This is a genomic window from Niallia taxi, assembly GCF_032818155.1.
In the GTDB taxonomy this organism is placed as follows: domain Bacteria; phylum Bacillota; class Bacilli; order Bacillales; family Cytobacillaceae; genus Niallia; species Niallia taxi_A.
Genome location: NZ_CP102589.1, coordinates 945649 through 971421 on the forward strand (window position 1 = coordinate 945649; position 25773 = coordinate 971421).

Sequence of the window (25773 nt, forward strand, 5' to 3'; positions counted from 1 at the left end):
CTTTTGTAAAAGAAGTGAATCGTTCTAATACATAGTGTATTTGATAATGAAGAGGCGGTGTTTTTATAGTGTCAAACTATAATAAAAAACAATTCGAAGCGCAAAATAAAATTGAGTATAATAATGATGGCTACTATGTCTACAATAAAAAAAGCAGCATATTCAGTGCATTGAAAAAGAAGAAGGAAAAGCTGTTGACTGTTGTTACACCTGTTTATAATGCTGAAAAATACTTAAGCAAAACAGTTGATTCTGTTATTAATCAAACAATCGGTTTTGATAATGTGGAATATATTCTTGTCGATGACGGGTCAAATGATAATTCTCGTCCGATGCTGTTGGAATATGCTCAGAAATACCAGAATATGATGGTTGTTTTTCTAAAGGAAAATACAGGAACCCCTGCACAGCCAAGAAACTTAGGAATAGAACTGGCAACAGCTCCTTATATTACGTTCCTTGATGCAGATGACTGGTTGGAGAATAACGGTCTTGAAGTTCTTTACAATATCCTGAAAGAAACTAACGATGATTATGTTGTCGGCAAAACAATCCAGGTAGAGAATAAATCTACTAAAATAGTTGGTGAGCATGAATCCTGCAAAGAAAGAAGAGGTATTCAAGCAACGTCCATTCCTCATATTTTTCAGCATTTAGGACCGCGTTCAAGAATGATGAAGACAAGTCTGTTGAGAGATAACAATATTCGTTATCCGGAAATGAAGTATGCAGAGGACAAGCAGTTCTTTATCGATGTGCTTGTTGCAACTAAAACAATTTCAACTACGACTAATGTTATTTACTATTTGAACAGGCTTGATGAAAATGATGCTTCCTTAACGAAACAAACAAGCATCATGCAGAAAATGGATACAAACATTAAAGTAATTGACTATGTAAAGGCAAAGAAGCTTGATGAAAAAACAGAAAAGATGATTTTAAATCGTCTTTATGAATTTGATTGCATCACTAGATTCTTTAATCGTCAGCATTTCTTCAAGAGTAAAAACAAGCAGGCGTATTATGACAAATTTAATGAAGTGATTGAAACAACGAAGGATCTCAGCTACTCTATTGAGGATCAATTCTTCCACCCAATCAATAAGGTCGTTTATAATATGTTCCTTAATGGTGAACAGGATAAAATTGCTGACTTGTTTAAATGGGACAAAAAGGAAAAAGTAAAAGACATTGTCATTCTGGAAAATGAGCCATATATGGTAACACCTTTTGAAGACAAGAAGCATATTCGTGTTTCTATGGCAGGCTTCTATGAAGAGGGAGCTTTCGGTGAAAGCGACTATGTTTTGGACTTCCATTTGTATGGTGATTCTATTGATAATGTTAATGATATAATCTTGCGTGACAGGGGCAATACAGTAAATCAATATTCCTTTGAGCTTGAAAGAATCGATAAGCATCATTTCCGCTTGACGCTTCCATTGACAACAATGCTTGAGTTTGGGAAGGGAAGCTATGCAATATTCATCCGTTATAATGAATATCAAAAGATTAGCTTAATTCGTATGGACTATACGCAAAAAGTGATGGATAAAAAGCTGTACCAGTTCTATACAACAATCAATTCAAATCTTGGCTTGAATATTAAGTAATGTAAGCAATTCTGTACCCTATAGTGCGGGTCTTATGCCCGCAGCTATAGGTTTTTTTCATTTTTGTGACAAAAATGAAAATAGTCTAACACAGTTGAGCATCGTACTTCTAAATAAGTTTGAAATCCATTCACGTTACCTATATAATGTTTGATAGATTGTAAAGTACGTGAATTTAGGTACTGTATGTTTGAGAGGAGTAGCATAATGAGTGAATCTGGATATGTTCATAAACAGGCACATAAGGTAATTATTGATAACGATCAATTATCCGTAAAGTTCTGTTTTAAACATGAATTGCTTGAAGCAAAGCAGACAAGCCTTGTACTAATACAAAGAGGCTCTGAAAATGTAATAGAGGGGTCTATCAAGCAAATTGACATAAATGAAGATTTTGGAATTTATGAATCGGCAATCAGCCTTACTGAAAATAAAGAGGAATTGATCAAGACATCTACATGGGACTTGTATTTGCTTGTGAAGGATGAAGACACAGAGACAGAGACAGACACAGACACAGAGAAGAAATTTAGAATAAAAAGCAATAAGGCAGCATTGGAGCTTAATTATTATATGTTTGCTGAAGCTGGCACAATGTTTTATGCTTATACCACGAATAAAGGCAATGTTTCCTTCAGAACGGTTCAACAGAGGATTATTGCTAACATTGAGGAAGCCCATTTAACAAATGGAAGTCTTGTACATATTTCTGGATATGGCTTTAATCCGCAGTCACAGCAGGCTCCTGTCGAAAAAAGGCTGATTATCACAAATAATATTAATGAAGAAGTATTTAATATTTCCCTTGAGGATAACAAAAGAAGCGATTTGCAGGAAATGTACGGTGGTAACAACCATAATTACGAAACAATTGGTTTCGAAGGTAAGATTGATTTAAGCCAATATCTTTTCCAGTCAGAAGCAATCTTTTATCGCCTCTATCTGGAGCTTTCTTATGAAGAAAACGGCGAAATAGTAAAAGTATTAAGCCCAAGATTAAAGTTTATTTCCTTTAATCCAAAATATAAAAGACAAAAAAGTATTATTTCAACTGTATATGGAAAGAAAAGAGTGCTGCTTAAATCAACAGCAAAAAATAATTATCTATCCCTTAAAGTGGCGGACTACAATGCAAAACAAGAGCTGAAAAGCAGAATTAAAGGCAAGCTTGTGCGCATTAAAAGAAGCAGAAAAGCGAAAAAGCTCTTTAAGCTTGCATTTAAAATGCTCGGCATGCTTCCAGCAAGCAAGAAAACAGTTATATTTGAAAGCTTCTTAGGAAAACAGTATAGTGACAGTCCAAGAGCAATTTATGAATATTTGAAAGAGAATCATCCAGAGTATAAGCTGTACTGGAGTGTTGATAAAAGATTTATCCAAAACTTTGAGAACAGAGGTATCAATATTACGCCAAGATTCTCAGTTAAATGGCTATTCAGGATGGCTAGGGCACAATATTGGGTCAGCAACAGCCGTTTGCCTTTGTGGATTCCTAAGCCAAAGAACACGACATATTTACAGACATGGCATGGCACGCCACTAAAACGTCTAGCAGCAGATATGGATGAAGTGCATATGCCTGGCACGAACACGAAAAAGTACAAAAGAAACTTCCTTAAAGAAGCAAGCAACTGGGATTATCTCGTTTCTCCGAATGCGTACTCTAGTGAAATCTTTGCAAGAGCATTTGATTTCGACAGGAAGATGATTGAATCAGGCTATCCGCGTAATGATGCATTGATTAATGATAACCATGTTGATAACATTACAGCGATTAAAGAAAAGTTTGCTTTACCACTTGATAAAAAAATCATCCTATATGCACCGACATGGAGAGATGACCAGTTTTATGGTAAAGGAAAATACAAGTTTGATTTGGAGTTAAAACTCGATCAGCTAAAAGAAGAGCTAGGCGATGACTATATCGTTATTTTGAGAATGCACTATTTAGTGGCAGAGAATTTAGATCTAACTCCATATGTTGGTTTTGCATACGACTTTTCAAATTATGAGGATATCAGAGAGCTATACTTGATATCTGATTTGTTGATTACCGATTATTCTTCCGTATTCTTCGATTACGGTAACTTAAGAAGACCGATGATCTTCTACGTATATGATATAGACACATATCGCGACAAGCTGCGTGGCTTTTACTTTGACTTTGAGCAGAAGGCACCAGGTCCATTGGCAAAAACGACGGATGAAGTTATTGCATATATCCGTCAAGCGGAAAAGGAGCCTCTTAACGAACAATTCGAGGAGTTCTATAATACGTTTTGTTATTTGGAAGATGGGGAAGCATCTAAGAGAGTGGTTGAAGAAGTATTCCTTAAGTAGAGCAATCTTGCTTAAAGCTTACATTAAAAAGCCCATTTAGTCCTATTTGGCTTATGAGAGAAGGGTTAGGTTTACATGGTTTCAATGTTTAAAGTGTTAAAAGAACAATATGATAATTTTCATTTGATCAATAGACTGGCTGCATATGAACTGAAAAGCGCCAATAACAATAACTATTTGGGAAGCTTATGGGAGCTGTTGAACCCTGCTATCCAAATTGCGATTTATTGGTTTGTGTTTGGTTTTGTTCAGAACAGACCGGCTGTTGAATATGGCGATGGAAAATACGCTTTCTTTCCATGGATGCTAGCAGGTATCACTTTATGGTTCTTCATTTATCCGTCGATAACACATGGATCGAAATCGATTTATACAAGGCTGAAGATGGTGTCTCGCATGAATTTTCCGTTGAGTGCAATACCATCCTATGTAATTTTATCCAAGCTGATGCCGCAATTGCTGTTAATGCTTGTGACAATCATTATTTTTCAGTTTATGGGATTACCTATTAACATATACTATTTGCAGCTTCCATACTTTTTGGTTGTAACAATTCTATTTTTGTTTTCATTGTCCTTAATCACATCAACCATTTCAACAATTGTGAGGGACTTTCAAATGCTTGTTCAATCATTGATGAGAGTACTGCTTTATACTACACCAATACTTTGGCCGATACAGGATCGTTTTGGTGAAAAATTACAATTAATAATGCAATTGAACCCGTTTTATTATTTAATTGAAGGTGTCCGCTATTCTCTTTTAGGTGAAGGCTGGTTCTTCATCGAGCATGGCTGGCTGACCCTTTATTTCTGGGCAATTATGCTTGTCTTCCTATTCCTTGGTTCGTATTTACATGTAAGGTTCAGAAGGCATTTTATTGATTTCTTATAATGGAAGTGATTGTATGACTAAATCTGTCGTAGTGAAGAACTTGACGAAAAGATATAAACTATACAGCAACAACAAGGAAAAAATGATGGATATTTTTTTGCCGAAGAGCTATGGTGAGCCGTTTTATGCACTTAGAGATGTCAGCTTTACTGCGGAAAAAGGCGATACAATCGGCTTTGTCGGCATAAATGGTTCAGGTAAATCAACGCTTTCCAACATTATTGCAGGCATCGTTCCAGAAACGAGCGGCACTGTTGAGATAGATGGACAGGCTTCCTTGATTGCTGTTGCAGCAGGGCTTAATAACCAGCTGACAGGCAGGGAAAACATTGAGCTTAAATGCTTGATGCTCGGCTTCAGCAAAGAAAAGATTAAAGCACTTGAGCCAGATATCATTGAGTTTGCTGAATTAGGCAAGTTCATTGATCAGCCTGTTAAATCCTACAGCAGCGGGATGCGTTCCCGTCTTGGTTTTGCGATTTCTGTTCATACAGATCCAGATGTACTTATCATTGATGAAGCATTGTCTGTTGGGGATAAGGCGTTCGGTGAGAAGTGCTTGGAGAAAATGCAGGAATTTAAGGAACGAGGCAAAACAATGTTCTTTGTCAGCCATTCCATCGGCCAAATGAAGAAATTCTGTGAAAAAGCGATTTGGCTTGAATTTGGCCAGGTGAAAATGGAAGGCAGTATTAAGGATGTTATTCCCGCTTACGAAAAATTTATGGACGATTACAAAAAGATGTCTAATAAAGAGAAAAAGCAGTATCGGGAAAATGCCTTTAAAGACCGAAGTGAAGAAAAGGAAAAAGCACATAGTTAATTATTGCAGCATTCAAAAGGGAAACCTTGATTTGAATGCTGTTTTTTTTGCCTTTTTCGTCATGGAATGGCTGGCAATAGAGAAAAAGCGGAAATTTATCAGTAAGATGGAGAATTTATGTCCATATTATAAGTAAAGAGTGCAACTTTTGCTTGTGATGCTACGTCTAATATTATATATTTATAAAAGGTTTTAATTATTTGTAATTTATATGTAAACTATCATGAAGAAATTAAAGGATTTATTAAGATGAAATATGCTATAATCAGTCTTGAAAAAATATAAGCTTAAGAAGAAAGCGCAAATGCCTAAAATACAAAAGGGGCATTGGGGAGGATCTTATGATTTATATAATGCTTATTACATGTTTTTTTGGATCCATCATACTTACTCCTTTAGTGAAAAAACTGGCATTTAAATTAGGAGCGGTTGATAAACCAGAACAGCGTAAAGTGCATCTGAAAATAATGCCCCGAATGGGCGGTTTAGCAATATATATCAGCTTCATTATCGGAGCTTTAATTATTAATCCGAACAAGGATTACCATTTTCCGATTTTAATCGGGAGCACCATCATCATTATTACAGGCATATTAGATGATATTTATAATTTGTCTGCAAAAATCAAATTCCTGACACAAACATTGGCAGCTGCTGTTGTCGTTATCTGGGGTGGAGTACAGGTCGAATTCATTAACCTGCCGTTCGGCGGTCAAATCGAGTTTGGATTCCTGGATATTCCGATTACCATTCTTTGGATCGTTGGGATTACAAATGCGATTAATTTGATTGATGGTCTTGATGGACTAGCTGCAGGAGTTTCCTCTATCGCCTTATTCACGATTACAGGTATGGCGATGATTATGGGGAACGGCTATGTTATTGCCATATCCTCGATTGCTCTTGCGAGTACATTAGGATTTTTATTCTTTAACTTTTATCCGGCGAAGATCTTTATGGGCGATACAGGAGCATTATTCCTTGGTTATATTATTGCTGTTATGTCCCTGCTGGGCTTCAAAAACGTAACATTAATCTCATTCGTTATTCCAGTGATTATCCTAGGTGTGCCGATTTCTGACACGTTTTTCGCGATAATACGCAGGCTTATTAATAAGCAGCCACTATCTGCACCAGATAAATCACATCTGCATCATTGTCTGCTCAATATTGGCTTTACACATAGACAAACAGTCATCATTATTTATGCGATGGCAACATTCTTTGGATTAGTGGCAGTTATTTTCTCGCAAGCGAAGGTGTGGGGAGCAATTCTCCTAATCGCTACAGTACTGCTAATTATTGAGTTGTTTGTTGAAAAGATAGGACTTGTCGGCAAGAACTATAAACCTATCCTGAAATTCATTAATGATATTCGATACGCAGCAGATAAAGAGCGTTAAAGCACATAAAAAAGCTTACCTGAATGGGTAAGCTTTTTTTTTGTTATGTGGTTACAGATCATCATCTGTAATGCTCTCTAGTGCCGGCATTACATCCTCTTCATCATCCATAAGGAATGAATCATGTTCTGAAAACAACGGCCTTTCAAGCGCATAATTAATTAAAGACCAAACTGATTTAATCATGGTTGTTTCCCTCATTCTTGGTAGTTTAACAGCATCAATAGTATTTACAAAAACTAACCGTTTTATAGGGGAAATATAAAAAAAAAGAAGATGGACTGCTTGTCCATCTTCTTTAGTAAAATTAATTAGTTGTACCTGTTGATTCAGAATAAGTCGAATCTGTAGTAGTTGTGCCTGTACTATCTGTCGTACCGGTAGTGCTGTCTGTTGTGCTTTCAGAAGAAGTATCAGTAGTGCTGTCTGTTGTGCTTTCAGAAGAAGTATCAGTAGTGCTGTCTGTTGTGCTTTCAGAAGAAGTATCAGTAGTGCCAGTAGTATCAGTTGTTGAATCTGTATCTGTACTGTTTGTATCAGAAAGCTCCTCACTGATTCCAAGATGCTCCTGCAGGATTGCTTTCGTTTCTTCTAATGCCGTTTGATCTAATTGATAAATATACTTACCGTCCACGTTGCCATCACTGCCTTGTAATGTCAGAGTTTCCACTTGCAATCCGTTTTCAGCAGTTGCATATGCAAGAAGTGATTGAATGTTGCTGAAAGAAAGGTCTGTTGTCATATTATCGCCGACAGCTTCCATCAGCTTCGAATATTTCGTAATCGCTTGAGCAGAAACTGCTTTGTTCATAACTGCTTTCATAATCAATTGCTGACGTTTGCCGCGCTCAATGTCATTATCAATTTTTCTTGTTCTTGCAAGGGCTAAAGCCTGCTCGCCATTAAGTGTTTGCAAGCCTTTTTCTAAATGAATAGCATTAGAGCCTTTTTGGTCCTTTGAGTTTTGCTCTGTGAATGTAACTGGAACGTCCACTTCAATTCCGTCAAGTGCGTTAACTACATCCATAAAGGCATCAAAGTTCATTTTTGCATAGTAATCGACAGGTACGTCTAACAGATTTTCCACTGTTTCAATTGTTGAGCTCACACCACCGAAATAATGGGCATGGGTGATTTTATCACTATAGCCTCGTTCAGGGATGTACACATAGGAATCCCGTGGTATGCTTAGCAGCTTAACTGATTTTTCCTTTTCATTTAATGTTGCAAGCATTAGTGCATCCGAGCGGGATCTTGTTGTGCCAGAAGATGAAGAGCGTTTTTCACTGTCATCGACTCCGATAAATAAAATGGATATATCGTCAATGTCTGGGTCTACTGCTGAACTGCGTAGGGAAGAATCCCTATCGATTGGCTGATAAGAGTCATCTGCTACCGATTTAGCCTTTGTATAAAGGAATGCCCCGTATCCTATTCCACTTGCAACAATGACAAGCAGCGGCACAAGGATAAATGTCAGGATTTTTTTCCTCTTTCGCTTCTTTTTATTATAATTAACATAAGATTCTCTATTCGATGCCATTGGTTTCTCCTTTAAGCGTTGATTTTGGAAACTAGTCATAGCCATTACATTAATCTTATCTTACTATCTCATCCCATAATAATAACTAGTGTTTTATTTCTTGTTAAGGAATTTTTTAATAAGAGAAGGGAAAATATTCATATAAGAGTTTCTAAATAAACGGCTTCTTTTTCTTTTAGTATGCCTTGGCCATTCGTTAATTCTGTCATCCAATTCTTGTAGGTTTGGATTTTTTCGGTCTCGACATATACATCAATCTCAACAGACTCCAGATAATGGATTTCTTTTAATTGATAAGGGGAGGTTCTTAATTCATTCTCTATTTTACCGAGGAATGTATAGTCAATTTTAACGCCAATAATTGTCATTAGTTTTCTTTCCACGACTCCTGTCGCAGTTATACCCTCTGAGGCCGATTTTCCGTATGCACGGATAAGGCCGCCGGCTCCCAGCTTAATTCCCCCGAAATAGCGAGTAACGACAACCACTGTATCTTTCAGTTTTCTTTTCTTCAGCACTTCTAAGATTGGTACACCGGCTGTTCCGCTTGGCTCTCCATCGTCATTTGCTTTTTGGATTTGGTCATTTTCGCCAATTAAATATGCTGAACAGTTATGGGTTGCATCTTTATGCTTCTTTTTAATATCTATGATAAACGCTTGTGCTTCTTCTTCACTAGTTGAAGTGCAAACATGTGCGATGAAACGCGATTTCTGTATGACGATCTCATGTTCTCCATAACCTTTTACAGTATGGTAGCAAGGAAGCATTCATAACAGCTCCTTTCTAAATAAAAAAAGCAAAAATGTTTGTTATAACGAACAAATAAGAATATAATATTTTATAGCCTTATTTCATTATAATTCGACATTCTTCATTCTTCAATTGTTGATGTGTTTGTAACAGAATTTTAATATTAGTCCGATATTGCCATGTTATAATAAGTAAAACTCCATGCCTAAAAAGTCCCTGATAAAAAAGCAGTCATATTGAAAGTGGATAGGTAAATGCAAGGAGCAGCTTGATATCAGCCGTATTTTTTGTAAATGCTAAATAGGGCAAAGGACATTTATTCCGTATAAAAAATATTCCTTAAAAATTTCTTAATTAGGTAAATAGTATTACTTTAATTGGGTATAATATATGTCTATATAACGATTTTATATTATTTACCCATGAAATTATACATATTTTCCACTTTCACGCTAAAATAAGATTTGATACAGGAAGGGTTTTCAACCTTTTTGGAGGAATTATATAATTATGATAATAAGGAAATTTGATACAAAAACACTAGATTTTATTTTAGAAAAAATGGTTGAGACAGTCAGCTCCAGCAAGGATGAAATATTTCGCATTGGAGAACAGTGTCGAAAGGATTATGAAAAGCTGACCGAAGAGCTAAAGGAAATAAGGAATCTAGTCCTTCAAACAATTGAAGAGGGAGATAAGCTTGAAGCACAATCCCGCTTTGCGAGAAAACGCCTGTCAGAGGTGAGTAAGCATTTCAACGAGTACTCTGAGGTAGAAGTGCGTGAAGCATATGAAAAAGCGCATAGCCTGCAAATGGACTTAAGCATGAACCGGCATCTGGAAAAGCAATATCGAGACAGACGTGACGATATTGAAAGAAGGCTGATCGGTTTGGATGAGACGATTGAACGGGCAGATCATCTTGTTACACAAATCACAGTCGTAATGAAATACTTGATTAGTGATTTGAAGCAGGTCGGAGAAGTACTTGAGGATGCGAAGCAAAAGCAGGATTTCGGCTTGAAAATAATTGGGGCCCAAGAGGAAGAGCGGAAAAGACTCTCACGGGAAATTCATGATGGACCTGCCCAAATGATGGCAAATGTCATGATGCGCTCTGATTTAATAGAAAGAATATATAAGGAGCATGGCGCGCAGGAAGCATTTGAAGAGATAAAAAATCTTAAGCTTATGGTTCGCAGCGCACTCTATGAAGTGAGAAGAATCATCTACGACCTTCGCCCGATGGCACTCGATGATTTAGGTCTTGTTCCAACATTAAAGAAATACTTAAAAACGACGGAAGAATATTATCAAACAGCAAGTATCGGCTTTACAACAATAGGCAAGGACTTCAGACTGCCAAACAAATATGAGGTAGCGCTGTTCCGGCTTATTCAGGAATCAGTTCAAAATGCATTAAAGCATGCCGAAGCCAAGACAATCCTCGTAAAAATAGAAATGAGGCGCGATCAAGTTATTGTTGTCATCAAAGACGATGGTAAAGGCTTTGACAAAAGTGTTAAAAAACAGGAATCTTTTGGTTTAATAGGGATGAGAGAAAGAGTAGAATTGCTCGAAGGGGAATTATCAATTGATTCAAAAATTGGAGCAGGGACGCTCGTCATGATTAATGTTCCAGTTAAAAATTAATGAAATTGATAAGTGAGATTAGGGGAGGCGAAACAATTGGCTACAACGAAAATAGTTATTATAGATGATCATCAATTGTTCAGGGAAGGTGTTAAACGTATCCTGGATTTTGAATCAAGCTTTGAGGTTGTCGCAGAAGGTGATGACGGTTCACAAGCTATCCAATTGGTAGAGCAATATGAGCCGGATGTAACAATCATGGATATTAATATGCCGACAACAAATGGTGTGGAGGCAACAAGACAATTGCTGGAGAAATTTCCAGATACAAAGGTTATTATCCTGTCGATTCATGATGATGAAAACTATGTAACACATGCATTGAAAACAGGTGCAAGTGGCTATCTGTTGAAGGAAATGGATGCAGATGCACTTGTAGAAGCAGTTAAAGTGGTTGCTGATGGCGGATCTTATCTTCATCCGAAAGTAACTCATAATCTTGTTAATGAATACCGCAGGTTAGCATTGGAAGAGACAGGCGGCGGAGATCATTATGTACAAACAGTTGAAATAAGAAGACCGCTTCATCTTCTGACGCGCCGTGAGTGCGAAGTGCTGCAGCTTCTTGCAGATGGAAAAAGCAACAGGGGTATTGGGGAAGCGTTGTTCATAAGTGAAAAAACAGTTAAGAACCATGTCAGCAATATTTTGCAAAAAATGAATGTTAATGACCGTACTCAAGCAGTTGTTGTTGCAATCAAAAACGGTTGGGTAGAAGTACGATAAAAGCTTCCTTATGGGGAGCTTTTTTTATTTGCTTAAAATAAATGTCGATTCCTGTCCTAAAACATGGGCAGGAATCCACTTTTTTGTCAAAAAAGCAGCGGAAATAGTAAAATATTCCTATGTCCATCATATGGCGAATAGTGCAGAATATTCATAGATATAGGGATAGGAGTGTTTGAGATGAGCGGAGTTTGTATTCTTTCAAACGCTGAGCTGATAAAAGCATATCACCTGGCGGTATCCTTAAAGTTGGAGGAAGAATTTATCTCCATATTATTCGAAGAAGTAAATCGTCGGGAACTGACTGTTTGATTCTTTTCATATATGAATCAGTATAAGATACCTTTTTGACTATAATAATAAAATTAGCCTATATTTGGTGCAAATATTTTGTTTTTTAGTTAAAATATACATACAACTGTATAGATAAGGAAGGTATTATATAAAAATGAAAACAGCTATTGTAACAGATAGTACTGCTTATATAACGAAAGAAGTAAGAGACAAATATGATATACATATGATTCCGTTGACAGTTGTGTTTGACAACGAGATTTATGAAGAGGAAGTAGACTTGCAAGCAGGTCAATTTTATGAAGAAGTGAAGTCAAAGGCACTTCCGACTACCTCTCAGCCGTCAATTGGGAAATTTGCTGAACTGTTTGAGCAGCTTTCAAAGGAATATGATGAAGTAATCAGCATTCATCTATCAAGCGGTATTAGCGGTACATACCAGGGCGCAATTACTGCCGGCAATATGGTGGATAATATTAATGTATTTGCTTTTGATACAGAAATAAGCTGTATGGTCCAAGGTTTTTATGCTATAGAAGCTGCTAAGCTTGCCAAATCGGGCAAAACGGCAGCAGATATTATTCCTGTACTGGAAGAGCTCAAAAAAACAAGCCATGCCTACTTCATGGTAGATGATTTAGCTCATTTGCAGCGGGGAGGACGCTTGTCCAGTGCCCAAGCATTAATTGGCAGCCTGCTTCAGGTTAAACCATTGCTGCACTTCGCTGATAAGGTAATTGTTCCGTTTGAAAAAATCAGAACAAGAAAAAAAGCGATGAAACGAATTGTTGATTTGCTTGCAGAAGCAACAAACGGAGAAGAGTACCAAGCAGTAATAATTCATGCGAACAGAGAAGAAGAAGCAATCGAATGGAAAGCAGAGCTTGCTGAAAGATATCCTAATATTGAATTTTCCATCAGCTACTTTGGTGCTGTCATCGGAACTCATCTTGGTGAGGGTTCGATGGGGCTTGGCTGGATGAAAAAAATCTGAACAATGGCCTATCTAATGGAGAATTAGATAGGCTCTTATTTTTGTTAGAAGGAATGCGTAGGATAAATAGAGAAGATAATAGAGGAACATAGAAAACAACGGAAGGAGGATCAATAATACATCATACAAAAATTCTATAAGGAGGCTAAGTTATGCTTTTTAGAGTTTCACCTGAAAATGAACTTCTTCCCACCCTCACCTACAGTCATGGACTGTCCCGAATAATTGATCTCCCTTGCCATCCGCGCACAATAAACCCAAGCTTTCCCTACAACAAAAAACTTCAAGCAGCACTACAAGGCAAAAAATTATTACTGGAGGAGACCAACTTCTCATTAGAAGAAATTCAAACACATTATAGGAATGGATATTGCACGTATCAGCCAGCAATGATAAAAAACCACAAGCAAATAATGTGTGTGCGTTGTGGAAATAACCAGCTGAACCTATTTGCGTCCTTTCATTGTGCACGGTGCAGGCGGAAATGCACCTATTGCCGTAATTGTGTCATGATGGGTAGACTTTCCGAATGCACCCCTCTATTAAGCTGGACAGGTCCGGATACACCAATACCTGCTGCATGCAGGCTCGATTGGCAAGGAACATTATCATCAGGGCAGCAGCACGCTTCTGAAAAGATTGTAGCAGCAGTCGAACAAAGTATGGAGATGCTTGTCTGGGCAGTATGTGGAGCAGGGAAAACAGAGCTTTTATTTAAAGGCATCGAAAGGGCACTTCAGTTGAAAAAGAGAGTGTGTATTGCCACACCAAGAACAGATGTTGTGCTTGAATTGGCACCGAGACTGCAGCAGGTTTTTCCTGATATAAATGTAATCGCGTTATATGGAGGCAGCGAGGATAAGCTGACATACAGCCCTCTCCTCATTAGCACAACACATCAGCTTTATCGTTACGAGAAGGCATTTGATCTTGTTATCCTTGATGAGATGGATGCATTTCCGTATTCGGTAGATAAAACGCTGCAGTATGCAGTGAGAAAAGCAAGGAAACAAAACTCTTCAATGGTATATTTAACAGCTACTCCCAACAAAAGCTGGCAACGAAAATGCCAAGATAACAAAATTGACTATGTCACAATTCCGGCACGCTTTCATCAACATCCACTTCCCGTCCCGCAATTTGTTTGGTGTGGAAATTGGGAAAAGAAGCTCCACCGAGAAAAGCTGCCATTCACGCTGCTTACTTGGTTGAAGGAAAGATTAATCACGGATAGGCAGGTTTTATTGTTTTTACCGAAAATCGCTTATTTACAAAAGGTTATGTCAATATTGAGTCAGCTGGACAGCAATATCGAATCTGTTTATGCCGCCGACCCCATGCGGGTGGAAAAGGTGAAAAGGATGAGAAATAAGGAAATAAAGTTACTGATTACTACGACGATCTTGGAAAGAGGTGTTACTTTTCCTAATATTGATGTTGCTGTGTTAGGTGCAGAAGATGCTGTGTTTACTGCAAGTGCACTAATTCAAATTGCTGGCAGAGCAGGGAGAAGCGTTAAAAATCCATTTGGTGACGTCGCTTTTTTTCATTACGGAAAAACGAAAAGTATGGTAGAGGCAAAACAGCAGATTACCAACAGTAATAAGGAAGCAGCAAAAAAGGGTATGCTCCTGCCTGGGATGGGAGGGGAAAAATGAATTGTACGATTTGCTTAAGCTCATTAAGGCCAGTTTTAAATTGGACTAATTTGGTTAAGAGACAAAAGACTTTTTTATTATGTGAGGACTGTATTAGCAAATTGGAGATAATTGAAGGAGAACGCTGTAATTTGTGCTGTCGTCCCTTTGCTTTAGTAGATGCTCGCTTCAAAAAAGGGGATGTTTGTCTTGATTGCTATAAATGGGAAAGCAACCCGAGTTGGAAAGGCATGCTGGACGGAAACACCTCGATTTTTCGTTATAATGATTTTTTGAAAGAGAAGATTGCACAATTTAAATATAGAGGAGATCATCAAGTTGCAGGCGCTTTTGCTGAATATTTTCCGAAGAGCTTGGTGAAAGGGAGATTTGTCACTCCTATGCCATTAAGTGCTGAAAGGTTGTACGAAAGGGGCTTTAATCAAGCAGAAGCAATTCTTGAGTATGCTCAAATAAAGTATAAACCGCTTTTAACCCGAACCCATGGTGAAAAACAATCAAAGAAAGAACGGCAGGACCGATTGGAAAATACTGCTGCCTTTTCTGCGGCAATTAATACTGGTTGTAATGCTCAACATGTTCTATTGGTTGACGATATATATACTACAGGTGCAACAGTAAGGCAGGCAGCAAAAGTGTTAAAGGCCGCAGGTGCAATCACAGTCTATTCCTTTACTATTGCAAGATGACGATACTAATGGAGGGAAAGAAACAATGGCTGATTTAGCTAATTGTCCTAAGTGTGGGGACATTTATGTTGTAAATAATCTTAGGGATATTTGCCCTAAGTGCTATAAAAAAGAAGAAGAGGATTATGAGAAGGTATATCAATTCATCCGTAAAAAGCAAAACAGAACAGCACCAATGGAGCAAGTTGTAGCAAATACGGGTGTGGAAAAATCGTTAATATATAAATGGATAAAAAAAGGTCGAATTAAGCTGTCCCAATTTCCAAACTTAGGGTATCCTTGTGCGAAATGTGGCACTCAAATTAGAGAAGGTAAGCTTTGTACAAGCTGTTTATCTAGCCTTCAGGGGGATATAAAGAGTTTAGAAGTAGAAGAAGAACGGAAAAGAAAGGAAAAATCGTCCACTTATTTTTCAGGAAAATAATTTGAGTGTGATACTAATGATCTGGGGCTGTGCATGACAGCCCAGATGACACTGCTTTCCTTCTTCTTATCACCCCAGGAAACAAGCCTCACGACACGATTTCTTCAATATAGTAAAATACTCTTGGTTTTTTTGTTTTAAATTAGTCTTTTTGGCGCATTTTAAGAAAAAGCGAAGGAAATGTTTAAATAAAACGCTAATCATCCGATACTAGGTGTAGAGCTTTTCTGTACGGAAAAAAGAAAGCGAGGAATTACGATGAAAATTAATAATTATGGAACACAAGGAATTAACCCATACAAAAAACAAGTCAATAAAATAGATCAAGTAAAATCAGAGGCTGTAAAGGGAACAGATAAAATTGAAATTTCTTCTGCAGCTAAAGAGCTTCAGCAAGTGACACAAGTGTCACAAGCAAGAACTGAAAAAATAGAAGCACTTAAAAAGGAAATCCAAAATGGCACATATCAAGTCCGTGCAGAAGATGTTGCGAGCAGCATCGTGAATTTCTATACGAAAAATAATCAAGCTAACTAATTTTTAGAAGGAGGGTCTCTAATGTCTGCGTTCTTATTGATTGAAGTGCTGGAAGAGCTCGTCAACTCCCATGCAAAGCTGTATGAGGTGGCGAAAAACAAAACAGAGATCATAAAGAAGGGGGATATTGAGTCCCTTCAGCAAGTGATGAAAGATGAGCAAGCGCAAGTCATGAGCATTCAAAAGCTGGAAGCGGCAAGAATGGAAGTTTGCCGAAAAATTGTCAAGACCGTTCACAATCCTACCATTTCAGATTGCCTGGAGCTGCTGCAGCCAGCAGATGCCAAGCGAGCAGAGGAAATAGCAGATAAGCTGCGAAGCATCATAAGTGAATTAAAAGATGCGAATACGTTGAATCAGCAGCTGTTAAGACAATCAATGCAATTTGTAAATGTATCATTAAGCTTGTTAAAACCAACAAAGCAAAGCCTAAACTACGGAAAACCGGTAAACGGAAACACTGTACAAACAGACAGCATCGGAAAAATATCAAGCAGTCTTTTAAATATGAAAGCATAATGGAGGATAATCATGGGATCAACCTTTATGGGGCTTGAAACAGCCAGAAGAGGGCTAGTCGCACAGCAAAGTGCACTTTATACAACAGGAAACAATATTTCAAATGCTAATACACTTGGCTACACTCGTCAAAGAGTAGATTTAGAGCAATCACAAAGCTTTCCAGGAGTTGGACAAAATGCTCCAAGGATTGCCGGGCAATTAGGTACAGGTGTTGTTGCAGGTTCTGTAAATAGAATCAGAGACAGCTTCCTTGATACACAATACCGTTCAGAGTCAAGTAAGCTTGGTTATTGGGAGAATCGTTCTGCAGCATTAAGTAACTTAGAGACGATTATGAATGAACCATCTGAGTCGGGTTTGTCTACGTCTATGGATTCTTTCTGGGAGTCATTGCAGGATTTAGCAACAGATCCACAGAACTCAGGGGCACGTGCTGTTGTGCGTCAGCGTGGGATTGCAGTTTCGGAAACATTTAACTATTTGTATAAAACAGTAGCAGCAGAAAAAAGTGATGCAAAAAATGAACTTGGTGTTGCGGAAAAGGCTGTAAATACAATTCTTAGCCAGCTTGACCAGGTTAACAAACAAATTGGCAGTGTGGAGCCAAATGGCTACTTGCCAAATGATTTATATGATCAAAGGGACAGCTTGCTTGATGAACTTTCTTCGTATGCAAACATTAAAGTCTCTTATGAAGCATCTGGTGGCCACTCACTTGCACAAGCGGAAGGAAAAGCAATTGTTACGCTTGTTGATGATAAAGGTAACTCGTTAGGAACATTGGTAGATAAAAATGGTTATAACACGTTTAAGGTTAACAGTAATGCTGATGATAGTGCTGTAAAAAGCATAACAATCGGAGATAACGAGATTAATATAAATGACTATGAATCTACTGGAAAATTAAAGAGTATTGTAGAAGCATATGGCTATGAAGATGCAGATGGTAATAAAGCTGGAATATATAATGATATGCTGACAGAATTAGATAATTTAGCATATACATTTGCGACAAAGTTCAATGAGGTTCACCAGCAAGGGATGAGCCCGAACGAAATTAAAGCTGGCGAAAACCAGTCTATTTCCTTCTTTGCTGACGCAGAAAGTGCTGATGGTTCCATTACAGATCGAAGCGGCTTTGCAAGCAGAATTTCGATTTCCGCTAGCATCGAGAGCAGCTTAGATAATATTGCGAATGCTGATCCTGGTACAGATCCAACGAAAGCGACACTTGGGGATGCGACAATTGTTAGCAAATTGGCTGACATCATCAACCAAAGCTATGATTATGGAAACAATTCACAGACTTCTAACTTCCGTAACTATTATGAAGGTGTAATTGGAAGTATGGCAGTTAGTGCACAGGAAGCAGAAAAGATGTCTTCCAATGCGACAACACTACAGCAGACTGTTGAAAACAAACGAATGAGTACAAGCGCTGTTTCTTTGGATGAAGAAATGACGAATATGATTCAATTCCAGCAGGCTTATAATGCAGCTGCAAGAATGATTTCTTTAACGGATGAACTTTTAGATACGATAATAAACGGCATGGGTGTCGGAGGGAGATAGGTGATTAAGCAATGCGCGTAACACAATCAATGCTTTCAGCAAACAGCTTGCGTAATATTAGCAGCAGTTATAATAAGCTGAACCAATTATCTAACCAAGTCTCAACAGGGAAAAAAATCACAAAGCCATCAGATGATCCAGTTGTAGCGATGAAGGGGATGTACTACCGCTCCAGTCTGTCAGAGGTGGAGCAATATAAACGTAACCTTTCAGAGCTGTACCTGTGGATGGATAACTCAGAGTCAGCAATGAACCAGGCTAGTTCAGGATTAGACCGTGTCAGAGAATTGCTTGTTCAAGGGAAAACAGATACAAATGGCAAGGATGAAAGAAATGCAATCGCTGAGGAAATCAATCAAATCAAAGAAGATTTAGTGAATGTAGCTAACACGAAGGTAAATGGAAAATATCTTTTCCACGGTACAGATGTTTCTAATCCACCTGTAACAGCAGGAGATCCGCCGCAGGTCGCAGCGAACTTAACAGATGGGTCAATTGACAGCTATAAAGTAGAGGTTTCAAGTGGTGTCACTATGAAAGCGAACGTGAACCCTGCAACATTCAATCAAGAGATGTTTGATGTTGTTCAAGAAATCCAAGACAAAATGGCAAACAACGATAGTACTGGTTTGGATGATTTGCTGACAAGACTTGATTCTGTCATGAACTCTTTATCAGGCGAAAAGTCAGAGCTTGGTGCAAGATATAACCGTTTAGAAATGGTTGAATCAAGAATTGATGCACAGGAAGTACTTGCGAACAAGGTTCTTTCAGACAATGAAGACGTAGATATGGAAGTTGCCATCACAAACCTGTCTGTGCAGCAAAGTGTTCATAATGCTTCATTGAGTGTAGGAGCAAAAATCATCCAAACTTCATTGATTGACTTTTTGAGATGATGTAAGCAAGTTCCTTCATTATTCAGGCTGATGAGCTCATTTTGAGCATGTTATCTATGTCGAATATCACCTGAATATAGGAGAAACAGTGAAGCTATTCTGAAAGGAATAGCTTTTTTTTATAGAAAGGAGAGTGTTTTGTATGCAAATTCCGCAAATTAGAATTGAATCAACTCCTGGCAAGCTAGGACTGACAATACTCCAACCGCAAGTTTCTATGGAGCAAAGGCCTGCTGATTTGCATATTGAGCAACCGGAGGCGATTCTGACAATCGACAAAAAGGCAGCCACTTTAACAATCGATCAAACAGAAGCGAGAGCATATGAAGGAATGAAAACAAGAGAAAGATTCATTGATGATTATGTTCGAAAAGGCCGCCAAGAATGGCTGAAGGGGATTGCAAGGCGAGTGCAGGAAGCAGACCAGCTTGGAGCAATTCAAAATAAAGGTAAGCCAATCCAAGCAATTGCGAAGCGAAATAGCGAAGGTCCTCAGAAGGAGTTTGGGCTCGGCTGGATACCTCCGGCAAACAGTGTCAAAATTAACTATGATCCTGGCTATGTAAAAACAAATGTTGAAACTCGTGATCCAATTATTGAAGTGAATCAAAATAAGCCAATAATTGATTATACGCCTGGAAAGGTTATCACAGAGTTAGTTCAATATCCAAGTTTAGAAATTCATTTTGAAAATTTAAAGTCCAATGGGGTAAACTATCAACAATCAAACTAAAAGGACTGATGTAATTGAAAATCAATACAAGATTTCATGGGGAAAAAGAAATAACAGACAAGGAAATAATCCATTTTCCAAAGGGAATTCCTGCTTTTGAAGAGGAAAGACAATTTGTTATATTGCCAATCGATGAGCAAGAGCATGTTTTTATCCTTCAATCAGTAACAAATGAAAACCTTGGTTTTGTTATTGCCAATCCTTTTGTTTTTTTTAAGGAATATGAGTTTGACCTGGAAGAGCCTATCACAAGCTTTTTAGAATTAGAGTCTGAAAAAGAAGTTCTCTTGTTTACCATTCTGACAGTGCAGGACCCATTTCCAAATTCAACAGCTAACCTGCAAGCGCCTATTGTGTTGAACATGAAAAACAATAAGGCCCAGCAAATCATTCTAAACCTGCCGCATTATAAGACAAAGCACAGTATTTTTTCACAACAATCAGAAGCGGTAAAGGGGTGAGGAGATGCTTGTACTATCAAGAAAAGTTGGAGAAGTAATCAAAATAGGCAATGATATTGAATTGACTGTCGTGTCTGTCAGCGGAGACCAAGTGAAGATAGGCATAAAAGCACCTAAACAAGTTGAAATACACCGCAAGGAAATTTTTGATCAAATTTATAACGAGAATAAAGCAGCATCTGTTGATATAAGCAGTGTTTTAAATGTCTTTAAAAAAAATCAATAAAAAATATTAAACAAAAAATTCTCCTGCCGATATATAAGTTAGAGAGGGGAAGGGCGGCCGACCTTCCCCAATCCTAAAAAATGAAGTCCACAAGGATGTGGACAGAACATTCACGGAGGAGAAATTTACAATGAGAATCAATCATAATATTGCTGCATTAAACACTTACCGTCAATTGAGCTCTGCAACAACTGCTCAATCTAAATCAATGGAGAAATTGTCTTCAGGTCAACGTATCAACCGTGCTGGTGACGATGCTGCTGGTCTAGCAATCTCTGAAAAAATGCGTGGACAAATCCGCGGTTTGGATCAAGCATCTCGTAACTCACAAGATGGTATCTCTTTAATCCAAACAGCTGAAGGTGCATTGAACGAAACACATGCAATCCTTCAACGTATGCGTGAGCTAGCTGTACAAGGTGGTAACGACACTAACACTACTGATGACAGAACTCAAATTCAAACAGAATTAAACCAATTAATGTCTGAAGTTGACCGTATTGCAAATACAACTGAATTCAATACGCAAAACCTATTAAAAGGTTCTTTCTCAGCAACACTACAAGTAGGAGCTAATAATGGACAAACTATTAACTTCTCAATTAGTGGAATGGGTGCAGCTAGTCTTGGTCTTACAGCTGCTAAAATTTCAGTAGGCACTAACTTGCTTGCAAGTGGAGCAATTTCAACACTTGATGCTGCAATCAAGTCAGTTTCTACACAACGTTCAAACTTAGGTGCATTGCAAAACCGCCTAGAGCACACAATCAACAACTTGGATACATCTTCTGAGAACTTGACTGCTGCTGAATCTCGCGTTCGTGACGTAGACATGGCGAAAGAAATGATGACGCAAACGAAGAACTCTATTCTTGCTCAAGCAGCTCAATCAATGCTTGCTCAAGCAAACCAACAGCCACAAGGCGTATTACAATTACTTCAATAATATGTATCATTCTTTTATCAAAAGAGGATTGTCTATTTTTAGACAGTCCTTTTTTGTTTTTAAGTTATCCATGTCTATTTTTATTAATACACAAAAGCTCTGAAGGAAAGTTATTGGGAATATCTACATGTTAATGAGGGAATCGAATTCCCGATATATAAAGTAGAGAGGGAAAGAGCTGCAGAACTTTCCTGATCAAAAAAAACTTTAACGTTCACAAGGATGTGGACACTTACATTCAGGGAGGAAAAATTACAATGAGAATCAACCATAATATCGCTGCATTAAACACATATCGTCAATTAAGCTCTGCAACAAACGCACAATCTAAATCAATGGAGAAATTGTCTTCAGGTCAACGTATCAACCGTGCTGGTGATGATGCCGCTGGACTGGCTATTTCTGAAAAAATGCGTGGACAAATCCGCGGCTTGGATCAAGCATCACGTAACTCACAAGATGGTATCTCTTTAATCCAAACAGCTGAAGGTGCATTAAACGAAACACATGCAATCCTGCAACGTATGCGTGAGCTAGCTGTTCAAGGAGGTAACGATACAAACACGAGTGATGATAGAGCACAAATCAAAACAGAAATCGATCAGTTAACAAAGGAAATCGACCGTATTGCCGATACAACGGAATTCAACACACAAAACCTATTAAAAGGTTCATTCTCTGCGACGCTTCAAGTAGGAGCTAACGATGGTCAAACAATTAACTTCTCTATCAGCGCAATGGGTGCAGGTGGTCTTGGGATTTCTGGAACAATCAGTGTTGGAACAAATGCTGAAGCTGGTGCTTCTATCTCTGCTCTTGATAAAGCAATCAAAACAGTTTCTACACAACGTTCAAACCTTGGTGCATTGCAAAACCGCTTAGAGCATACAATCAATAACTTAGATACATCATCTGAGAACTTGACTGCGGCTGAATCTCGCGTTCGTGACGTAGACATGGCGAAAGAAATGATGACACAAACGAAGAATTCTATTCTTTCTCAAGCAGCTCAATCAATGCTTGCACAAGCTAACCAACAACCACAAGGCGTATTGCAATTACTTCAGTAATTTAAATAATTTGTTTTAAAAGGAGTGCTTGATTTTAAGGTATTCCTTTTTTCTTTATTGAGTCAGGTCGGCAATCGTATTACGTTGAGGTGTTTTTTGACCTGCTATGTGAAATGGTGGATGGGGATACTAGACACTTTTAATAGAGATTCTTTTAAAAATTTATTCTACTAAAGAAGTTTTTGTTATTCTGAAATAATTAATGGTGATGAATCTGTAAAATGAAAACTATATTATTTAGTGGTATAACCTACCATTAAAGAAAGGTTAATAATAAGTTAAATAGAAAAAATGATATACCGATATATAAATTAGAGAGGGGAGGAGCGGCCGCTTCCCTAATTCTAAAAATTATAAAGCCCACAAGGATGTGGACCTAAATTCAAGGAGGAAATTTAAAATGAGAATCAATCATAATATTGCTGCATTAAACACATATCGTCAATTAAGTTCAGCTACAAACGCTCAATCAAAATCAATGGAAAAATTGTCTTCAGGTCAACGTATTAACCGTGCTGGTGACGACGCTGCTGGACTAGCAATCTCTGAAAAAATGCGTGGACAAATCCGCGGTTTGGATCAAGCATCTCGTAACTCACAAGATGGTATCTCTTTAATCCAAACAGCTGAAGGTGCATTGAACGAAACACATGCAATCCTTCAACGTATGCGTGAGCTAGCTGTACAAGGTGGTAACGATACTAACACTACTGATGACAGAATACAAATTCAAACAGAGTTGACTCAATTGACTTCTGAAATTGACCGTATTGCTAATACAACTGAGTTCAATACACAAAACCTACTAGGTGGTTCTTTCTCTGCAACTCTACAAGTAGGGGCTAATGATGGACAAACAATCAACTTCTCTATTTCTAAGATGGATAGTGCTGGATTATCTGTTGGATCACTTAGCGTGACTTCAAACGCAGCTGCAAGCTCATCTATCTCTAAATTAGATGAAGCAATCAAAACAGTTTCCACACAACGTTCAAACCTTGGTGCATTACAAAACCGTCTAGAGCACACAATCAACAACTTGGATACATCATCTGAGAACTTGACTGCAGCTGAATCTCGCGTTCGTGACGTAGACATGGCGAAAGAAATGATGACACAAACAAAGAATTCTATCCTTTCTCAAGCAGCTCAATCAATGCTTGCGCAAGCAAATCAACAACCACAAGGTGTACTACAATTGCTTCAATAATGAGTATTATATGGAGAAGGGCTTCCAGTTTTAAAGGAAGCCCTTTTTCTATAATTCCCCAACAGTATATTAGTTACTAGTTTTTTAATAAATTCTTTTTCCTAGAATTAATGGTTTGAATAAATAATTTCATATTTCCTTTCTTTCCTCATGATAGGAATTACCTACTAAACTTTGTTTACAGTAAAACTGTTAGTGCTTGTAAACTAATTGCTTTTGCAGATTTAGAGAGAAGTTTTTTGAATGAATTAATTAGTACTCAATCTTCATTATCACGACAATTATTATCATGATTTCTATACTGAATTTAATAATTTGATTGGATAGTCTATAAACAAGGAATAGGTTTCTTAAGCAAGTCAACTAGCACAAGGTGTAATTCAATTGTTTTAATAATTTTAATCATTTTTGTAAAAGGATTACCTATTAATAGGTAGTCCTTCTTTGTAGTTTAACCTTTATGTTCTCTAGCAGTAATGTGTTTATACACTAATTTAAATTAAGAAGGTGGATGATAAAAAAACTCTAACACATGGGCTTATACTAAATAAGTTGTTGTATTCATGGAATAATCTACCGGTTAACTAGGAAGTTGTTTTCCCGATATATAAAGTAGGGAGGGGAGGAGCGGCCGCTTACCTAATCCCAAAAACTATAAAGTCCACAAGGATGTGGACACCTAAATTCAAGGAGGAAAATTAAAATGAGAATTAATCACAATATCGCTGCATTAAACACATACCGTCAATTAAGCTCTGCAACAAACGCTCAATCTAAATCAATGGAAAAATTGTCTTCAGGTCAACGTATCAACCGTGCTGGTGACGATGCTGCTGGTTTAGCAATCTCTGAAAAAATGCGTGGACAAATCCGCGGCTTGGATCAAGCATCTCGTAACTCACAAGATGGTATCTCTTTAATCCAAACAGCTGAAGGTGCATTGAACGAAACACATGCAATCCTTCAACGTATGCGTGAGCTAGCTGTACAAGGTGGTAATGATACAAACACTACTGATGATAGAGCACAAATCAAAACAGAAATTGACCAATTAACAAAAGAAATAGATCGTATTGCCGATACAACGGAATTCAACACACAAAACCTATTAAAAGGTTCATTCTCTGCGACGCTTCAAGTAGGAGCTAACGATGGTCAAACAATTAACTTCTCTATCAGCGCAATGGGGGCTGAAGGCCTTGGGATTTCTGGAACAATCAGCGTTGGAACAAATGCTGAAGCTGGTGCTTCTATCTCTGCTCTTGATAAAGCAATCAAAACAGTTTCTACACAACGTTCAAACCTTGGTGCATTACAAAACCGCTTAGAGCATACAATCAACAACTTAGATACATCATCTGAGAACTTGACTGCAGCTGAATCTCGCGTTCGTGACGTAGACATGGCGAAAGAAATGATGACGCAAACGAAGAATTCTATTCTTTCTCAAGCAGCTCAATCAATGCTTGCACAAGCTAACCAACAACCACAAGGTGTACTACAATTACTTCAATAATTTATTTAATATCTTTCAAGAAAGAGGACTGTCAATATGCGACTGTCCTCTTTTTGCTTTTTTTACGACGTATAAGATGAATATATCCTTTTTTGTATGAAATGCAGTGTATAAGTGAATAATAAATATAATGATATTGTGAACTTGGGTTCTTTAATTTCTTTGTGAATGCTCCTCTTTGCTTATATGGGATTGTTCTTATTGGTGACATAGTATGTCTTATATCCTTTATAAAGTTTTTGTAGTCCTAGAGATTTAAATTATAAAAACTTTA

The 25773-nt window shown here is 37.7% G+C and carries 25 protein-coding genes and 1 pseudogene; 23 read left to right on the forward strand and 3 right to left on the reverse strand.

Annotated elements, in window-relative coordinates:
* Nucleotides 1-68: 68 nt before the first annotated feature.
* From NQZ71_RS04660 to NQZ71_RS04680, 5 genes are all read left to right on the forward strand, one after another.
* On the forward strand, nucleotides 69-1613 hold the full coding sequence (locus NQZ71_RS04660; protein WP_275009047.1) for a glycosyltransferase family 2 protein: 1545 nt from the start codon (nucleotides 69-71) through the stop codon (nucleotides 1611-1613).
* Between the two features lie 207 nt (nucleotides 1614-1820).
* Complete coding sequence (locus NQZ71_RS04665; protein WP_275009048.1) at nucleotides 1821-3953, forward strand: CDP-glycerol glycerophosphotransferase family protein; 2133 nt, start codon at nucleotides 1821-1823, stop codon at nucleotides 3951-3953.
* Nucleotides 3954-4028: 75 nt separating this feature from the next.
* Complete coding sequence (locus tag NQZ71_RS04670; RefSeq protein ID WP_275009049.1) at nucleotides 4029-4847, forward strand: ABC transporter permease; 819 nt, start codon at nucleotides 4029-4031, stop codon at nucleotides 4845-4847.
* A gap of 13 nt (nucleotides 4848-4860) precedes the next feature.
* Nucleotides 4861-5670 carry a teichoic acids export ABC transporter ATP-binding subunit TagH gene (gene tagH / locus NQZ71_RS04675; protein ID WP_144453890.1) on the forward strand — a complete coding sequence of 270 codons (810 nt, stop codon included), beginning with the start codon at nucleotides 4861-4863 and terminating at the stop codon, nucleotides 5668-5670.
* A gap of 341 nt (nucleotides 5671-6011) precedes the next feature.
* Nucleotides 6012-7073, forward strand: a complete 1062-nt coding sequence (locus NQZ71_RS04680; protein WP_127738236.1) for a glycosyltransferase family 4 protein — start codon at nucleotides 6012-6014, stop codon at nucleotides 7071-7073.
* A 51-nt stretch (nucleotides 7074-7124) separates the two neighbouring features.
* Here the strand turns inward: NQZ71_RS04680 and NQZ71_RS04685 are convergent, their stop codons facing one another.
* From NQZ71_RS04685 to NQZ71_RS04695, 3 genes and pseudogenes are all read right to left on the reverse strand, one after another.
* Complete coding sequence (locus NQZ71_RS04685; protein ID WP_259347141.1) at nucleotides 7125-7259, reverse strand: hypothetical protein; 135 nt, start codon at nucleotides 7257-7259, stop codon at nucleotides 7125-7127.
* A gap of 322 nt (nucleotides 7260-7581) precedes the next feature.
* Nucleotides 7582-8616: pseudogene (locus NQZ71_RS04690) on the reverse strand (LCP family protein); the annotation flags it as partial.
* A 137-nt stretch (nucleotides 8617-8753) separates the two neighbouring features.
* Complete coding sequence (locus NQZ71_RS04695; protein WP_260055603.1) at nucleotides 8754-9386, reverse strand: YigZ family protein; 633 nt, start codon at nucleotides 9384-9386, stop codon at nucleotides 8754-8756.
* Between the two features lie 493 nt (nucleotides 9387-9879).
* On the opposite strand from NQZ71_RS04695, the gene NQZ71_RS04700 reads away from it, so the two are divergent.
* The 18 genes from NQZ71_RS04700 (at nucleotide 9880) to hag (NQZ71_RS04785) (ending at nucleotide 25499) form a co-directional block, all read left to right on the forward strand.
* A complete protein-coding gene (locus NQZ71_RS04700; RefSeq protein WP_260055604.1) occupies nucleotides 9880-11022 on the forward strand; it encodes a sensor histidine kinase in 1143 nt (380 codons plus the stop codon).
* Nucleotides 11023-11058: 36 nt separating this feature from the next.
* Complete coding sequence (locus NQZ71_RS04705) at nucleotides 11059-11748, forward strand: response regulator (protein WP_127738232.1); 690 nt, start codon at nucleotides 11059-11061, stop codon at nucleotides 11746-11748.
* Nucleotides 11749-11928: 180 nt separating this feature from the next.
* Nucleotides 11929-12060, forward strand: coding sequence for a sporulation histidine kinase inhibitor Sda (gene sda, locus NQZ71_RS04710; RefSeq protein WP_144453881.1), 132 nt, complete (start codon nucleotides 11929-11931; stop codon nucleotides 12058-12060).
* 136 nt (nucleotides 12061-12196) lie between these two features.
* Nucleotides 12197-13036, forward strand: a complete 840-nt coding sequence (locus NQZ71_RS04715) for a DegV family protein (protein ID WP_260055605.1) — start codon at nucleotides 12197-12199, stop codon at nucleotides 13034-13036.
* A gap of 152 nt (nucleotides 13037-13188) precedes the next feature.
* Entirely contained in the window at nucleotides 13189-14694 is a 1506-nt protein-coding gene (locus NQZ71_RS04720) for an ATP-dependent helicase ComFA (RefSeq protein WP_317011425.1), read from the forward strand.
* On the forward strand, nucleotides 14691-15383 hold the full coding sequence (locus NQZ71_RS04725) for a ComF family protein (protein ID WP_317011426.1): 693 nt from the start codon (nucleotides 14691-14693) through the stop codon (nucleotides 15381-15383). Before NQZ71_RS04720 ends, NQZ71_RS04725 begins: the two co-directional genes overlap by 4 nt.
* Nucleotides 15384-15408: 25 nt before the next feature.
* A complete protein-coding gene (locus tag NQZ71_RS04730) occupies nucleotides 15409-15807 on the forward strand; it encodes a TIGR03826 family flagellar region protein (RefSeq protein WP_275009283.1) in 399 nt (132 codons plus the stop codon).
* Nucleotides 15808-16065: 258 nt separating this feature from the next.
* Nucleotides 16066-16344 carry a flagellar biosynthesis anti-sigma factor FlgM gene (gene flgM, locus NQZ71_RS04735; protein ID WP_127738226.1) on the forward strand — a complete coding sequence of 93 codons (279 nt, stop codon included), beginning with the start codon at nucleotides 16066-16068 and terminating at the stop codon, nucleotides 16342-16344.
* A 21-nt stretch (nucleotides 16345-16365) separates the two neighbouring features.
* Nucleotides 16366-16863, forward strand: a complete 498-nt coding sequence (locus NQZ71_RS04740) for a flagellar protein FlgN (protein WP_317011427.1) — start codon at nucleotides 16366-16368, stop codon at nucleotides 16861-16863.
* A gap of 12 nt (nucleotides 16864-16875) precedes the next feature.
* Nucleotides 16876-18438 (forward strand): flagellar hook-associated protein FlgK, encoded by a 1563-nt coding sequence (flgK, locus tag NQZ71_RS04745; protein WP_127738224.1) that lies wholly within the window; start codon nucleotides 16876-16878, stop codon nucleotides 18436-18438.
* An 11-nt stretch (nucleotides 18439-18449) separates the two neighbouring features.
* Nucleotides 18450-19337 (forward strand): flagellar hook-associated protein FlgL, encoded by an 888-nt coding sequence (gene flgL, locus NQZ71_RS04750; protein WP_144453869.1) that lies wholly within the window; start codon nucleotides 18450-18452, stop codon nucleotides 19335-19337.
* 142 nt (nucleotides 19338-19479) lie between these two features.
* The gene (locus NQZ71_RS04755; protein ID WP_127738222.1) at nucleotides 19480-20070 is read left to right on the forward strand and encodes a DUF6470 family protein; all 591 of its coding nucleotides are present in this window, start codon (nucleotides 19480-19482) and stop codon (nucleotides 20068-20070) included.
* A 14-nt stretch (nucleotides 20071-20084) separates the two neighbouring features.
* Nucleotides 20085-20531, forward strand: coding sequence for a flagellar assembly protein FliW (gene fliW, locus NQZ71_RS04760; RefSeq protein WP_144453867.1), 447 nt, complete (start codon nucleotides 20085-20087; stop codon nucleotides 20529-20531).
* 4 nt (nucleotides 20532-20535) lie between these two features.
* Entirely contained in the window at nucleotides 20536-20757 is a 222-nt protein-coding gene (gene csrA, locus NQZ71_RS04765) for a carbon storage regulator CsrA (RefSeq protein ID WP_127738220.1), read from the forward strand.
* Nucleotides 20758-20887: 130 nt separating this feature from the next.
* On the forward strand, nucleotides 20888-21703 hold the full coding sequence (locus NQZ71_RS04770; RefSeq protein ID WP_144453865.1) for a flagellin N-terminal helical domain-containing protein: 816 nt from the start codon (nucleotides 20888-20890) through the stop codon (nucleotides 21701-21703).
* A 257-nt stretch (nucleotides 21704-21960) separates the two neighbouring features.
* A complete protein-coding gene (hag, locus tag NQZ71_RS04775) occupies nucleotides 21961-22773 on the forward strand; it encodes a flagellin Hag (protein WP_144453863.1) in 813 nt (270 codons plus the stop codon).
* 400 nt (nucleotides 22774-23173) lie between these two features.
* Entirely contained in the window at nucleotides 23174-23983 is an 810-nt protein-coding gene (locus NQZ71_RS04780; RefSeq protein WP_144453862.1) for a flagellin N-terminal helical domain-containing protein, read from the forward strand.
* A gap of 703 nt (nucleotides 23984-24686) precedes the next feature.
* A complete protein-coding gene (gene hag, locus NQZ71_RS04785; protein WP_144453860.1) occupies nucleotides 24687-25499 on the forward strand; it encodes a flagellin Hag in 813 nt (270 codons plus the stop codon).
* The last annotated feature ends 274 nt before the right edge of the window (nucleotides 25500-25773 follow it).

Coding starts and splice junctions, on each gene's coding strand:
- NQZ71_RS04665 (WP_275009048.1), top strand. CDS start 1,821: ATGAGTGAATCTGGATATGTTCATAAACAGGCACATAAGGTAATTATT.
- flgM (WP_127738226.1), top strand. CDS start 16,066: ATGAAAATTAATAATTATGGAACACAAGGAATTAACCCATACAAAAAA.
- flgK (WP_127738224.1), top strand. CDS start 16,876: ATGGGATCAACCTTTATGGGGCTTGAAACAGCCAGAAGAGGGCTAGTC.
- NQZ71_RS04780 (WP_144453862.1), top strand. CDS start 23,174: ATGAGAATCAATCATAATATTGCTGCATTAAACACATATCGTCAATTA.
- NQZ71_RS04755 (WP_127738222.1), top strand. CDS start 19,480: ATGCAAATTCCGCAAATTAGAATTGAATCAACTCCTGGCAAGCTAGGA.
- NQZ71_RS04680 (WP_127738236.1), top strand. CDS start 6,012: ATGATTTATATAATGCTTATTACATGTTTTTTTGGATCCATCATACTT.
- NQZ71_RS04685 (WP_259347141.1), bottom strand. CDS start 7,259: ATGATTAAATCAGTTTGGTCTTTAATTAATTATGCGCTTGAAAGGCCG.
- tagH (WP_144453890.1), top strand. CDS start 4,861: ATGACTAAATCTGTCGTAGTGAAGAACTTGACGAAAAGATATAAACTA.
- NQZ71_RS04730 (WP_275009283.1), top strand. CDS start 15,409: ATGGCTGATTTAGCTAATTGTCCTAAGTGTGGGGACATTTATGTTGTA.
- NQZ71_RS04695 (WP_260055603.1), bottom strand. CDS start 9,386: ATGCTTCCTTGCTACCATACTGTAAAAGGTTATGGAGAACATGAGATC.
- NQZ71_RS04700 (WP_260055604.1), top strand. CDS start 9,880: ATGATAATAAGGAAATTTGATACAAAAACACTAGATTTTATTTTAGAA.
- flgL (WP_144453869.1), top strand. CDS start 18,450: ATGCGCGTAACACAATCAATGCTTTCAGCAAACAGCTTGCGTAATATT.
- hag (WP_144453860.1), top strand. CDS start 24,687: ATGAGAATTAATCACAATATCGCTGCATTAAACACATACCGTCAATTA.
- csrA (WP_127738220.1), top strand. CDS start 20,536: ATGCTTGTACTATCAAGAAAAGTTGGAGAAGTAATCAAAATAGGCAAT.
- hag (WP_144453863.1), top strand. CDS start 21,961: ATGAGAATCAACCATAATATCGCTGCATTAAACACATATCGTCAATTA.
- NQZ71_RS04670 (WP_275009049.1), top strand. CDS start 4,029: ATGGTTTCAATGTTTAAAGTGTTAAAAGAACAATATGATAATTTTCAT.
- NQZ71_RS04740 (WP_317011427.1), top strand. CDS start 16,366: ATGTCTGCGTTCTTATTGATTGAAGTGCTGGAAGAGCTCGTCAACTCC.
- NQZ71_RS04770 (WP_144453865.1), top strand. CDS start 20,888: ATGAGAATCAATCATAATATTGCTGCATTAAACACTTACCGTCAATTG.
- NQZ71_RS04715 (WP_260055605.1), top strand. CDS start 12,197: ATGAAAACAGCTATTGTAACAGATAGTACTGCTTATATAACGAAAGAA.
- NQZ71_RS04725 (WP_317011426.1), top strand. CDS start 14,691: ATGAATTGTACGATTTGCTTAAGCTCATTAAGGCCAGTTTTAAATTGG.
- NQZ71_RS04720 (WP_317011425.1), top strand. CDS start 13,189: ATGCTTTTTAGAGTTTCACCTGAAAATGAACTTCTTCCCACCCTCACC.
- sda (WP_144453881.1), top strand. CDS start 11,929: ATGAGCGGAGTTTGTATTCTTTCAAACGCTGAGCTGATAAAAGCATAT.